This window comes from Streptomyces cyanogenus (genome assembly GCF_017526105.1).
Lineage (GTDB): Bacteria > Actinomycetota > Actinomycetes > Streptomycetales > Streptomycetaceae > Streptomyces > Streptomyces cyanogenus.
In genome coordinates this window covers 7,881,134-7,893,079 of the sequence record NZ_CP071839.1, presented here as the reverse complement: position 1 = coordinate 7,893,079, position 11,946 = coordinate 7,881,134, and the positions used below count along the sequence as shown (strand labels likewise).

12 protein-coding genes and 1 pseudogene are annotated in these 11,946 nt (G+C 74.2%); 10 read left to right on the top strand and 3 right to left on the bottom strand.

Going from position 1 to position 11,946, the window contains the following annotated elements; translation table 11 throughout:
- The first annotated feature begins 129 nt into the window (after positions 1-129).
- The 3 genes from S1361_RS34945 (at position 130) to S1361_RS34935 (ending at position 3,418) form a co-directional block, all read left to right on the top strand.
- Positions 130-1,554 (top strand): amidase, encoded by a 1,425-nt coding sequence (locus S1361_RS34945; protein ID WP_208035836.1) that lies wholly within the window; start codon positions 130-132, stop codon positions 1,552-1,554.
- Positions 1,555-1,580: 26 nt separating this feature from the next.
- Positions 1,581-1,799: a hypothetical protein gene (locus S1361_RS34940; RefSeq protein WP_208035835.1), complete on the top strand. Its 219-nt coding sequence runs from the start codon at positions 1,581-1,583 to the stop codon at positions 1,797-1,799.
- A 131-nt stretch (positions 1,800-1,930) separates the two neighbouring features.
- Positions 1,931-3,418 carry an SPFH domain-containing protein gene (locus S1361_RS34935; RefSeq protein WP_208035834.1) on the top strand — a complete coding sequence of 496 codons (1,488 nt, stop codon included), beginning with the start codon at positions 1,931-1,933 and terminating at the stop codon, positions 3,416-3,418.
- 155 nt (positions 3,419-3,573) lie between these two features.
- On the opposite strand, the pseudogene S1361_RS34930 reads toward S1361_RS34935, so the two are convergent.
- Together S1361_RS34930 and S1361_RS34925 are read right to left on the bottom strand one after the other, a co-directional pair.
- Positions 3,574-4,004 (bottom strand): annotated as a pseudogene (locus S1361_RS34930) (hypothetical protein).
- Positions 4,005-4,164: 160 nt separating this feature from the next.
- Positions 4,165-4,836, bottom strand: a complete 672-nt coding sequence (locus S1361_RS34925) for a helix-turn-helix transcriptional regulator (RefSeq protein WP_208035833.1) — start codon at positions 4,834-4,836, stop codon at positions 4,165-4,167.
- Between the two features lie 114 nt (positions 4,837-4,950).
- On the opposite strand from S1361_RS34925, the gene S1361_RS34920 reads away from it, so the two are divergent.
- The 3 genes from S1361_RS34920 (at position 4,951) to S1361_RS34910 (ending at position 6,390) form a co-directional block, all read left to right on the top strand.
- Positions 4,951-5,385, top strand: coding sequence for a cupin domain-containing protein (locus S1361_RS34920; RefSeq protein WP_208035832.1), 435 nt, complete (start codon positions 4,951-4,953; stop codon positions 5,383-5,385).
- Positions 5,386-5,451: 66 nt separating this feature from the next.
- A complete protein-coding gene (locus S1361_RS34915; RefSeq protein WP_208035831.1) occupies positions 5,452-5,880 on the top strand; it encodes a VOC family protein in 429 nt (142 codons plus the stop codon).
- A 63-nt stretch (positions 5,881-5,943) separates the two neighbouring features.
- Positions 5,944-6,390: a type II toxin-antitoxin system PemK/MazF family toxin gene (locus tag S1361_RS34910; RefSeq protein ID WP_208035830.1), complete on the top strand. Its 447-nt coding sequence runs from the start codon at positions 5,944-5,946 to the stop codon at positions 6,388-6,390.
- Here the strand turns inward: S1361_RS34910 and S1361_RS34905 are convergent.
- The gene (locus tag S1361_RS34905) at positions 6,375-7,247 is read right to left on the bottom strand and encodes a TIGR02452 family protein (RefSeq protein ID WP_208035829.1); all 873 of its coding nucleotides are present in this window, start codon (positions 7,245-7,247) and stop codon (positions 6,375-6,377) included. The genes S1361_RS34910 and S1361_RS34905 overlap by 16 nt on opposite strands.
- A 272-nt stretch (positions 7,248-7,519) precedes the next feature.
- Between S1361_RS34905 and egtA the strand changes: the two genes are divergently transcribed.
- From egtA to egtD, 4 genes are read left to right on the top strand one after another with little or no spacing between them, the layout of a single operon-like run.
- Positions 7,520-8,863 carry an ergothioneine biosynthesis glutamate--cysteine ligase EgtA gene (egtA, locus tag S1361_RS34900; protein ID WP_208035828.1) on the top strand — a complete coding sequence of 448 codons (1,344 nt, stop codon included), beginning with the start codon at positions 7,520-7,522 and terminating at the stop codon, positions 8,861-8,863.
- Positions 8,860-10,197 carry an ergothioneine biosynthesis protein EgtB gene (gene egtB / locus S1361_RS34895; protein ID WP_208035827.1) on the top strand — a complete coding sequence of 446 codons (1,338 nt, stop codon included), beginning with the start codon at positions 8,860-8,862 and terminating at the stop codon, positions 10,195-10,197. Before egtA ends, egtB begins: the two co-directional genes overlap by 4 nt.
- Complete coding sequence (gene egtC, locus S1361_RS34890; protein WP_208035826.1) at positions 10,197-10,976, top strand: ergothioneine biosynthesis protein EgtC; 780 nt, start codon at positions 10,197-10,199, stop codon at positions 10,974-10,976. Before egtB ends, egtC begins: the two co-directional genes overlap by 1 nt.
- Positions 10,973-11,932: an L-histidine N(alpha)-methyltransferase gene (gene egtD / locus S1361_RS34885; protein ID WP_208035825.1), complete on the top strand. Its 960-nt coding sequence runs from the start codon at positions 10,973-10,975 to the stop codon at positions 11,930-11,932. Before egtC ends, egtD begins: the two co-directional genes overlap by 4 nt.
- The last annotated feature ends 14 nt before the right edge of the window (positions 11,933-11,946 follow it).

The following is an 11,946-nucleotide window of genomic DNA, read 5'->3' as shown; positions in this document are numbered from 1 at the left end:
AAGACTGTAGCGTCCAGAGATCGCCGCCACGCCCCGTGGAAAACACCCGCGCGAAAACCGTACGCGCACCCCGATCTGAGGTTACCGTTCAGTAGAAACCGTGCCCGGAGCCTCCCGGAGGTGCTCCCCATGACGCCTGACCGTGCCGCGGGTCTCGCGGAGAGTCGCCGTGCTCTCGCCGACGGGGAGGTGAGTTCCCGGGTGCTGGTGGAGCAGGCGCTGGCGCGGATCGAGGCGACGCAGTCGACGCTGAACGCCTTCCGGATCGTACGCGCCGAGGCCGCGCTCGCCGAAGCGGACGCCGCCGACCGGGAGTTGGCCGCCGGTGTGCGGCGCCCGCTGCTCGGGGTGCCGGTGGCGGTGAAGGACGACATGGACGTGGCGGGCGAGCCGACCGCGTTCGGCTGCCGGGGTGAGTTCCCGCCGGCGGCCTCGGACGGGGAGGCGGTACGGCGGCTGCGCGCGGCCGGTGCGGTGATCGTGGGCAAGACCAACACCTGCGAGCTGGGGCAGTGGCCGTTCACCGAGGGCCCGGCGTTCGGCGAGACCCGCAACCCGTGGGACACCGGGCACACGCCGGGCGGTTCCTCGGGCGGGTCGGCCGCCGCCGTCGCCGCCGGGCTGGTCCCGGCCGCGCTCGGCTCCGACGGCGCCGGCTCGGTACGCATCCCCGCCTCCTGGACCCATCTGATCGGCATCAAGCCGCAGCGCGGCCGCATCTCGACCTGGCCGCGCGCCGAGTCCTTCCAGGGCATCACGGTCAACGGCACCCTCGCCCGTACGGTCGCCGACGCGGCCCTGCTGCTGGACGCGGCCGGCGGCAACCACGACCGCGACCCGCACCGGCCGCCCGCGCTGGTGGTGGCGGACGCGGTCGGCCGCGACCCGGGCCGGCTGCGCATCGCCCTGTCCCTGAAGCCGCCGTTCACCGCCGTACCCGCTCGGCTGCACCCGGAGATCCGCGCCCGGGTCGTCCAACTCGCCGACAGACTGGCCGGGCTGGGGCACGTGGTGGAGGAGGCCGATCCGCCGTACGGGCAGATCGGGCTGGCCTTCGTGCCGCGGGCCACCGCCGGGATCGCCGAGTGGGTCAGCGAGGCACCCGATCCCACGCTGCTCGACCCGCGCACCCTGGGGGCGGCCCGGCTCGGCCGGCTGCTCGGCGGGGTCCCGCTGCGAGCTGCCCGGCGTGCCGAGGCGGTGCTGCACCGGCGGATCGGCGCGTTCTTCGGGTCGTACGACGTGATCCTCGCGCCGACGACCGCCCTGCCCCCGCCGCGGATCGGCGCCTTCGCCCGGCTCGGCGGGCTCGCCACCGACCGGGCGATCATCGCCGCCTGCCCGTACGCCTGGCCGTGGAACGTGCTCGGCTGGCCGGGGGTGAACGTGCCCGCCGGGTTCACCGGTTCCGGGCTCCCGGTGGGCGCGCAGCTGCTCGGCCCGGCCCACAGCGAGCCGCGCCTGGTGTCCCTGGCCGCGCAGTTGGAGGCGGAGCTGGCCTGGCACGAGCTGTGGCCGCCGCGGCGGGCGGACGCGGACAGCCCGGCCGTGTGACGGTGTTCCGCCCGTACGCTGGGGCCATGGACGACGCGGCGATGGTCGGGCTGATGGGGCGGGTGACGGGGACGGTCGGGCCCGGTCTGGTGGGCGAGGTGATGGTGCGGGTGCGCGGTGGCGCGGAGCACTTCCTCGCCCATCCGGCCGACGGCAGGAGCCGGATCGCGACCGGGACGGTGGTGATGGTGGTGGAGCACCTGCCCCCCAGGACGGTCTACGTGACGCCGGCGTACGACGGTTGAGCCCGCGTCGCCCCAGGTGAGGGCGGCGCGTCAAGATTGCGACAAGGATTCGCCGGCGTCTTCACCCGGGGCCCCGGCAGGCGCACACTCCCTTCGTTCGGTGCCGAACGGGCACCATGCAAAGGGGGCGTATGCCGATGATTGTCGGCGTCGTTGCGGGGGCGGTCGTCGTTGCCGTCCTCGTACTGATCGGTCTGTTCAAGATGATGTGGCGGGTGGCCGAGCCGAACGAGGCGCTCATCATCTCCGGGTCCAAGCACCGCACCGAGGGCCTTGAGGAGGGCATGGGCTTCCGCATCGTCACCGGGCGGGGCACGCTGGTGCTGCCCGGGGTGCAGGCGGTGCGCAAGCTCTCGCTGGATCTGAACGAGACCGAGCTGCACGTGGACTGCGTGACGCACCAGGGCATTCCGCTGAAGGTGCGGGGCGTGGTCATCTTCAAGGTCGGCGACGACTTCGTGTCGATCGCGAACGCGGCCCGCCGGTTCCTGGACCAGCAGCGGCTCATGTCGGAGCGGGTGCACAACGTCTTCGCCGGTCATCTGCGGTCGATCGTCGGCGGGTTGACGGTCGAGGACATGATCCGCGACCGGGAGAAGCTGACCGGGCAGACCCGGGCGGCCTGCGGTACCGAGATGGAGAAGCTCGGTCTGATCGTGGACTCGTTGCAGATCCACGAGATCGAGGACCCGACCGGGTACATACAGAACCTGGCGATGCCGCACGCGGCGGCCGTCCAGCGGGACGCGCGCATCGCGCAGGCCGAGGCGAACCGGCTGGCCACAGAGGCCGAACAGCAGTCGTTCGCGCGGATGGCGGAGGCCACCCGGGACAGCGAGATCCTCCAGGCCGGCTACCAGGCCGAGCGGGACAAGGCGGCGGCGAAGGCCCAGCAGGCCGGCCCGCTCGCCGCGGCGGCGGCCCGGCAGGAGGTCGTCGTGCAGGAGACCCGGGTCGCCGAACTGGAGGCGCACCGGCGCGAACAGCAGCTCCAGGCCGACGTCCGCAAGCCGGCGGACGCCAGGGCGTACGAGAAGCGGACACTGGCCGAGGCCGAGCGCGACGCACGGATCTCGGCGGCCCAGGCCAAGGCGAAGGAGACGGAGCTGGCCGCGGCGGCCGAGGCGACCCGGGTGAAGACCGCCGCGGCCGCCGAGGCCGAGGCGACCAAGACCCGGGGTACGGCCAGCGCCGCCGCCACCCGGGCCACCGGTGAGGCCGAGGCCGCCGCCGCACAGGCGAAGGGCCTGGCGGAGGCCGAGGCGACCCGGGCCCAGGGTCTGGCGGAGGCGGAGGCCATCAAGGCCCGGGCGGCGGCCCTGGCCGAGAACCAGGAGGCGGTCGTCGCCCAGCAACTCGCCGAGAAGTGGCCGGAGATCGTAGAGGCCGGCGCGTCCGCGTTCGGCAACGTCGACAACATGGTGCTGCTCAACGGCGCCGACGGCATGGGCGAGTTGTTCGCGAAGGCGCTCACCATGGGCGGCACGGGCCTGGGTCTGGCCCGCAAGCTGCTCGCGACGATGGGCGACAACGGGCAGCCGGTGAACGGTGGTTCGCCCTCGCTCAACGGGCTGGTGACTCCTCCGCCGCAGAAGGTGCCCGTGGAGCAGGAGGGCTGAGACAGCGGCGTCCGTCACGGCCGGGGCCCCTCACCGGGGCCCCGGCCGCGCGCGTGCACGAGCCGGCCGGTCGGCTTGGGCCCGGAACCTCCCGCGGTGCCGGCATGTTCCGTGGCCCCCGTCTGTCCCGTGCCCGGCCGTCCGGTCCCACGGGATCAGACCGTGAGCAGGGAGACTCCCAGGGCGACCAGGGTGCCCGCCTTGAGGATCTCCAGCGCCACGTACCACGGATGGCTGCGCGAGCGGGGCAGCTCCTCACCCGCGAGGATCCGGTCCGACCTGCGGTTGAGGCGGGGGCGTACGACGGCCAGCTGGGCGACGAGGAGCGCCGTCACCGCCGCGGCCGGCCCGGCGATCCCGGCCGGGGCGTCGCCCAGGCCGACCGCGACGACCACGGCGACCGCCAGGACGGCCTCCACCCCGCGTTGAGCGCGCGGAACACCAGCCGGCCGATGCCCAGCCCGACGGGGATCGTCACGCCGGGTGCGCGGAACTTGAGCGGGGCCTCCAGGAAGGAGATCGCCAGCACCATCCCGAGCCAGACGAAACTGACCGCACCGGCGGTGGCGGCGGAGGTGACGTTCATGGGCGGGGGCCTTTCTCCGCGGGGGGCGGCGATAGTCGGAGGGGTCCGGGGCTGCGGATGCGGCGGCCGGCAGGAAGCGGTGGGGCAGGGGCGGACGTTCTACCGCTCGCGGGCCCGGCGGGACATGAGCGGGCAGTCGACGGCTCGCGCCTGCGACGGGTCAGCGGGCCGACGATCCGGTCAAGTGGGCGACGCAGGAGTCGGGTTCGGCGAAGGGTTCCAGCGCGGTGGCCGTCAGCGGTGCGTCCAGCCGCGCCAACGCGCCCTGCATCAGGCCCAGGTGGAGCGGGCACACCACACCGCTCCGCTCCTCGGCGAGTTCCAGGAACGGGCAGTGCCGCAGCCGGATCCGCTCCGGCGGCCCGCCGGACCCACCGCCCCCTTCCGGTCGCGGTGCGAAGCCCAGGTCGTCCAGCAGGGCGAGCAGCGCGGTCATCGACCGCTCGACGGTGGGCGGCTCGTCCGGCGGGAGCGGGTCCACCAGGAAGCGCCCCCAGGCGCGGCCCGTCTCCATGGCCTCCGCCCGCGCCTCGGCCGGGTCGGCGGCGGCCCACCGGCTGAGCAGCATGCGGGCCAGCAGCCGGTAGTCGCGCAGGCCGCCGCGGTCCATGCCCGGGCGCGGGGTGTAGACGGCGCGGGGCCGGCCGGGTCCCGAGGACGCCTCGGCCCGGCGCTCCACCAGACCGTCGGCCACCAGGGCGTCCAGGTGGAACCGCACGGAGTTGGGATGGAGCCCCATCCGCTCGGCGGCCTCCGCGACCCCGAGCGGCGCGGGCGCGGTGCGCAGCAGCTCCAGCACCTCCCGGCGGCGCGGGCTCTCCCGCGTGCTCACGTCCGGACACCCCTCTTCCACCTGCTGGTTCTTTTTCACGAATCGTACCTGTATTAATTGTAGAGTGGAGGGGCACCGAGGGCAGGGAAACGGAAGAGCCGAGGGGACCACCAGATGACGCCGCCCGCGATCGACACCGCACCGGCCGACAGCCCGGCCCCGCGCGTCCTGTGCGACACCCGCGCACTGGCCGAGGCGCCTCCGGTACCGGCGGGTGTGCTGTGGAAGCTGGCGGAGAGCGGGCGGCAACTGGACGCGAACGTGGTCCGGCTGGCACCGGGCGGACGGGTCACGGCCCACACCGAGGCCCAGTTGGACGTGCTGGTGCTGGTCGTCGCCGGGGACGGCACGCTCGGCGACGGCACCGCGGAGGCGGCGGAGCCGCTGGCCGAGGGCGCCCTGGTCTGGCTGCCGCACGGTGCTCCGCGCAGCATCACCGCGGGCGGGACCGGACTGACGTACGTGACCGTGCACGACCGGCGCCCCGGCATGCGGATCGGCCCGCGCCCCGGCGTCACATCGCTCCCGCAGCCCGGCGCCACGGGATAACGCCCGTACGGCGGCCGCGAGTTCGCACGCGCCCGACGTGGCGGTGCGGTTCGGTATGGTGCGCTGGTGTCAGCGATCAAGCAGTTCCAGGTCACCTTCGACTGCGCGGAACCCGAGCGCGTCGCCCGCTTCTGGTGCGAGGTGCTGGGATACGTCATATCTCCGCCACCGGCGGGGTTCGCCAGTTGGGAAGAGTTCAACCGCTCCCGGGCTCCCGAGGACGGGGGAGCGTGGTGCGCGTGCAGTGATCCCACCGGGGTGGGCCCGCGGCTGTTCTTCCAGCGCGTGCCCGAAGGCAAGGTCGTCAAGAACCGGGTGCATCTCTGCGTGCGGGTCGGTACCGGGCTCGTGGGTGAAGAGCGCCTCGCCGTGCTGGAGGCCGAGTGCGCGCGGCTGGTCCCGCTCGGCGCGGTACGCGTGCGGCTCCTCTACGACGGCAACGATTCGTGCATCGTGATGCAGGACGTCGAGGGCAACGAGTTCTGTATCGACTGAGCGTCCTCCGGGAGACAGCCGCCCACGGCGTCACCTCTCAGGGGCAGCCTTTAGAGTGCCTGCGTGACCACGTCAACCGCTGAGAACGTCCCCGGCCGTCACGGCCCGCACGCCACCACCGAGGCCGATCCGCGCGCCGTCGGCCGGGTGCGCACCGAGTACTCCCCCGCCCACGACGGCGACCCGGACCCCGGGGAGATCGTGTGGACCTGGGTTCCGTTCGAGGAGAACGACGGGCGGGGCAAGGACCGTCCGGTGCTGGTGGTCGCCCGGGAGCCGGGCGGCACGCTGCTCGCCGTGCAGCTGTCCAGCAGGCGGCACGACAGCGACCGGGACTGGGTGGCGATCGGCAGCGGGCCCTGGGACCGGTCGGGCCGGGACTCCTGGGTGGCCGTGGACCGCGTGCTGCGCCTCCACGAGGAGGGCATGCGCCGCGAGGCGTGCGCCCTGGACCGGATGCGCTTCGACCTGGTCCGCCGGCGCCTTTACGAGCGCTACGGCTGGACCTGACCGGCCCGCTCCGTACGGCCGCCCTCGGCGGCCACGGCCTCCGGCTCCGGGAAGGCCCGTGCGAACGCCTCCCGCACCACGGCCCCGGGTGTCCGGTCCAGCACGCCGAACACCACGTGTGCGAAGGCGTGGGCGAACCGGCCGCCGGGGCCCAGCAGGGTTCGGAAGGCGTGCGCGACCTGGGCCGGGTCGTTCTGGAAGACGCCGCAGCCCCAGGCGCCGAGGACCAGCCGGCGGTAGCCGTGGGCCGCGGCCGTCTCCAGGACGCGTTCGGCGCGCACGGCGAGGGCGCCGGGGAGCTCGGCGGCCCGCTCCGGGGCCGTACGGCGGATCACGCCCGCGTTGGGGGCGGCGGCCGTCAGGAAGCCCGCGTGGTACGGCTCGGCGAGCAGCACGCCCCGGTCGTCGCGGAAGACGGGGACGGCCGGGGAGTGGATCACCCGGTCGGTGTAGAACGGGTCGCGGTCGGCGCGGTGGTGGTCGTAGAAGGCGCGGGCCGTCAGCAGGCAGGTGTGCAGCGCGGAGGCACGGCACAGGGCCTCTTCCTGGGCCTGCGCACCGTTGAGGTAGCCGCCGCCGGGGTTCCGGGCCGAGGCGAAGTTCAGGACGGCGACGGGGGCGTCGGCCAGCCGGCGGGCCGCCTCCAGGCTGCTCTCGCCGGTGACCTCGAAGACCGTCCGGCTCGCGGGCCCGACAGGCGCGACCGGCACCGGCGCGGGACCGAACGTCCGGGTGCCCGCCCGCGCGGCCCGGACCGCGTCCGCGACCGGCACCTCCCGCCCGTCCGGCGCCCGGTACCAGCCCGCAGCGACGATACGTTCCGTCTCCGCGGCGATCCCGCGCAGGCGCGCGCTCACGGCGCCACCCCCGTGGGCGCCACGAACGCGGCCTGCGCGGTCTCCCCCGTCGTGCTCATGCAGGCATCCTGGGTGATGCTGGTGATGCGGTGCAACGGAGTTTCCCGCCCCGGAACGGCCCGGGAACGCGCAAGGAAACGGAGGTGACGGATCCGGAACGTCCCGGTTGGCACCCTTGTGCGATGCGGCGGAAAGGTCTTGGGTGGGACGAGCGCCTGCCCGGACACCACCCCGGGCCGGTTGGCATGGTGGAACCTTCAGGAGGACCCGACATGTCCGATACACAGAGCGACGGCGGTGACTGTACGGAGCACCGCACCGCCGTCACCGAGGCCGAGGTGGAGGCCCTGGTCCGGGGCATCTGCTTCAAGACCGGGCCGCCCCGCACCCTCGGTGTCGAGCTGGAGTGGCTCGTCCACTCGCTGGAGCTGCCGCAGCTCCCGGTCACACCCGAACGACTCGAAGCGGCCTACGCCACCCTGCGGGCCGTACCGCTGGATTCGTCGCTCACCGTCGAACCCGGCGGCCAGCTGGAGCTGAGCTCCCCGCCCGCCGCCTCCCTCATGGAGTGCGTCGACACCGTCTCCGCCGACCTGGACACCGTACGGGCGGTCCTTGCGGAGGACGGCCTCGGCCTCGCGGGCATCGGCCACGACCCCTGGCACGCCCCCCGCAGGTTCCTGCACGAGCCGCGCTACGACGCCATGGAGGCCTGCCTGGACCGCAACGGTCCGGCCGGCCGGAACATGATGTGCCTGTCGGCCTCCGTCCAGGTCTGCCTGGACGCCGGCCACGAGGAGCCCGGCCCGCTGGGGCACGCCAGGCGCTGGTGGCTGGCGCACCAGCTGGGCGCGGTCCTGGTGGCCGCGTTCGCCAACTCGCCGCTGCTGGGCCGGCGGCCCACGGGCTGGCAGTCCACCCGGCAGCTGATGTGGATGGAGATCGGTGCCGGCCGGGCCGGCGCTCCCCCGCTGAACGGCGAGCCACGGGCTGCCTGGGCCCGGCACGTGCTGGACTCGCCGGTGATGTGCGTCCGCCGGGAGAGCGGGCCGTGGGAGGTGCCCGCGGAGCTGACCTTCCGGGAGTGGACCCGCTCCGGGTCGCCCCGGCCGCCCACCCGCGCGGACCTCGACTACCACCTGACGACCCTGTTCCCGCCGGTCCGGCCGCGCGGCCACCTGGAGCTGCGGATGATCGACGCGCAGCCCGGAGCGGACGGCTGGCTGGTGCCGCTCGCGGTGACGGCGGCGCTGTTCGACGACCCGGAGGCCGCCGAGCGCGCCTACCGGACCGTGAAACCGCTGGCCGAACGGGACCTGAACCGGCCCGCGCCGCACAACCCGCTGTGGGCGGAGGCGGCCCGGCTCGGGCTCGCCGACCCGGAGCTGCGCGAGGCCGCCGACATCTGTTTCGCGGCGGCCCTGGAGGCGCTGCCCCGGCTGGGCGCCACCGCCCGGGTCACCGACGCCGTGGCCGCCTTCCGGGACCGCTTCGTCGCCCGGGGCCGCTGCCCGGCCGACGACCTGCTGGACCGGCTGCCCGCAACAGAACCGCCCCGTTCCGGCCCGGCCGGGGGCGCCCGCACCGCCCATCGGAGGAAGGACATCCGTACATGACCGCCCCCGAGACCCAGACCCAGGCCGAGGAGACGGACACCGAGGCGCTGCGCGAGCGCGCACTGGCCTCGCTCACCACCGCCCGCTCCCGCACCACCCTGCTGACCAGCTGCGTCGACGAACCGGATCTGACCGCCCAGCACTCCCCGCTGATGTCCCCGCTGGTGTGGGACCTCGCGCACATCGGCAACCAGGAGGAGCTGTGGCTGCTCCGGGCGGTCGGCGGCCGGGAGGCGATGCGGCCCGAGATAGACAGCCTGTACGACGCCTTCGAGCACCCGCGGGCCGAGCGCCCCTCCCTGCCGCTGCTGCCGCCCGCCGAGGCCCGCCGGTACGCGGCCGACGTCCGCGGCCGGGCGCTCGACCTGCTGGAGGCGGCCGACTTCCACGGCACCCGGCTGACCGAGGCCGGCTTCGCCTTCGGCATGATCGCCCAGCACGAACAGCAGCACGACGAGACCATGCTGATCACCCATCAGCTACGCAAGGGCCCGCGGGTCCTGACGGCCCCGGACCCGGATCCGGTCCCGCTGTTCACCGGCCCCGCCGAAGTCCTGGTGCCCGGCGGCCCGTTCACGATGGGCACCTCCGGCGAGCCCTGGGCGCTGGACAACGAGCGCCCGGCGCACCCGCGGGAGGTGGCGCCGTTCTGGATCGACACGACCCCGGTGACGAACGCGGCGTACCAGGCGTTCATCGAGGACGGCGGCTACGACACCGAGCGCTGGTGGTCGCCGGAGGGCTGGGCGCACATCCGGCGGCACGGCATCTCGGCCCCGCTGTTCTGGCGGCGGGACGGCGGCCAGTGGCTGCGGCGCCGGTTCGGGATCACCGAACCGGTCCCGCCGGACGAGCCGGTGCTGCACGTGTGCTGGTACGAGGCGGACGCCTACGCCCGCTGGGCCGGACGGCGGCTGCCCACCGAGACGGAGTGGGAGAAGGCGGCCCGCTTCGACCCGGCCACCGGCCGCTCCCGGCGCTACCCGTGGGGCGACGCCGACCCGGCGCCCGAACACGCCAACCTGGGCCAGCGGCACCTCCGGCCCGCCCCCGCCGGCAGCTACCCGGCCGGTGAATCGCCGCTCGGCGTCCGGCAGTTGATCGGTGACGTGTGGGAGTGGACGGCGAGCGACTTCCTGCCGTACCCGGGCTTCACGGCCTTCCCGTACAAGGAGTACTCGGAGGTGTTCTTCGGGCCCGAGTACAAGGTGCTGCGCGGCGGTTCGTTCGCCGTGGACCCGGTGGCCTGCCGGGGCACGTTCCGCAACTGGGACTACCCGATCCGCCGGCAGATCTTCTCCGGGTTCCGCACCGCCCGCTCGGAGACCGTCTGATGTGCCGTCACCTCGCCTATCTGGGCCCGGAGGAGCCGCTCGGCCGGATCCTCACGGAGCCCCCGCACAGTCTGTTCCGGCAGTCGTGGGCGCCGCGCCGGCAGCGGTACGGGACGGTCAACGCCGACGGTTTCGGGGTGGGCTGGTACACCTCCGGCGATCCCGTCCCGGCGCGCTACCGGCGGGCCGGGCCCATCTGGGCCGACCTGTCCTTCTCCGACCTGGGCCGGGTGGTGCGCTCCGGTGCCGTGCTCGCGGCCGTCCGGGACGCGACCCTGGCGGGGGCCGACGCGGAGGCCGCGGCGGCCCCGTTCGCGGCCGGGCGGTGGCTGTTCAGCCACAACGGCGTGATCGCGGGCTGGCCGGACTCGGCGGCACCCCTGGTGTCCGCGCTGCCGCCGGTCGACCTGCTGTCGCTCCAGGCCCGCACCGACTCGGCGTTCGTCTGGGCGCTGGTCCTGCACCGGCTGCGCAGCGGCGACGAGCCCGGCGAAGCCCTGGGCGAAACGGTGCGCCAACTGGCCCTGGCGGCCCCCGCCTCCCGTCTGAACCTGCTGCTGACCGACGGAACCACGATCGCGGCCACCGCCTGGGGCGACTCGCTCTGGTACCGCACGGAGCCCGGCCGGAGCACCGTCGTCGCCTCCGAGCCGTACGACGACGACCCCCTCTGGCAGGAGGTCCCCGACCGCACCGCGCTGACCGCGAGCCGCGCCGGAGTGCTGCTCGCCCCCGTGGACGAACCGGCGCCCGCATCACCGAAGGAGCCCTGCCGTTGAGCCCCCTGCACGTCACCCGCACGCTCCCCGAGGACGCGACGGACGCCGCGCTGCGCGCCGACGTCCTGCACGGCCTCACCGTCACACCCAAGTGGCTGCCGCCGAAGTGGTTCTACGACGCCCGCGGCAGCGAGCTGTTCGAGCAGATCACCGAACTGCCCGAGTACTACCCCACCCGTGCCGAACGGGAGATCCTCACCGCCCGGTCCGGTGAGATCGCCGCCGCGAGCGGTGCCCGCACCCTGGTCGAACTGGGCTCGGGCTCCTCGGAGAAGACCCGCTATCTGATCGACGCGCTCCCCCTGTCGGCGTACGTCCCGGTCGACGTCAGCGAGAGCGCCCTCACCCAGGCCGGGCAGGCGCTGATCGAGGAGCGCCCGGACCTGGACGTGCACGCCCTGATCGCCGACTTCACCGCCCCGCTGAACCTGCCCGCCACGCCCGGGCCCCGGCTGGTGGCGTTCCTCGGTGGCACGATCGGGAATCTGCTGCCGGACGAACGCGCCCGGTTCCTGGCCTCCGTGCGCTCGCTGCTCGCCCCGGGCGACGGGCTGCTGCTCGGCACGGACCTGGTCAAGGACGAGCGGGTGCTGGTGCAGGCGTACGACGACGCGGCCGGGGTGACGGCCGCGTTCAACAAGAACGTGCTGGCCGTGGTCGACCGCGAGCTGGGCGCCGACTTCGATCCGGACGCGTTCGACCATGTGGCCGTGTGGGACGCCGAGCGGGAGTGGATCGAGATGCGGTTGCGCTCCCGTACCGCGCAGACCGTGAAGGTGCCCGCACTGGATCTCGCCGTGCACTTCACTGCGGGCGAGGAGCTGCGCACCGAGGTGTCGGCCAAGTTCCGGAAGGAGGGCGTGACCGCTGAACTGGCCGCCGCGGGCCTGGAGCTGACCCACTGGTGGACGGACCCGCAGGGCCGTTTCGCGCTGTCGCTGAGCGTGCTGCGGTGAGCCGGTCCGGGCCG